We start from the raw sequence: 355 nt of genomic DNA on the forward strand, positions 1-355 counted from the left end.
ACGCCACCACCGACACACCCACCGAGACCAAAACAAATCAAACCAACGACAACGCCACCACCGACACGGAAAAGTCAACCCGGCTCAAGGACGCTTGGGAGGGGCTCAAGAAAGGCGGAGCGGAGTACAAGCCGTTCGCCAGCGGCGACCTGCGCCCCGACAAGTTCATCGACATGGGCCCGCACTTCGGAGCGGAGAAGTTCGGGTACGAGGTCGTCAAGGGCTTGGCGGCCACCGACGACGGCAGGGACCTGGCCGCCGAGCGGAAAGAAGAGAACAAGTGACCCATCGGTGGCGGGTGCGCTCCCACCCGCCACCGATCACTTGCTAGTGGATTCGCCTACCGGAGCGGCTC

1 pseudogene is annotated in these 355 nt (G+C 63.7%); it reads left to right on the forward strand.

Annotation, left to right across the window (positions count from 1 at the left end):
- Positions 1-284: pseudogene (locus tag SREC43747_RS21480) on the forward strand (hypothetical protein); the annotation flags it as partial.
- Between the last annotated feature and the right edge of the window lie 71 nt (positions 285-355).

The sequence above is a fragment of the Saccharopolyspora rectivirgula DSM 43747 genome (genome assembly GCF_000497205.1).
Lineage (GTDB): Bacteria > Actinomycetota > Actinomycetes > Mycobacteriales > Pseudonocardiaceae > Saccharopolyspora > Saccharopolyspora rectivirgula.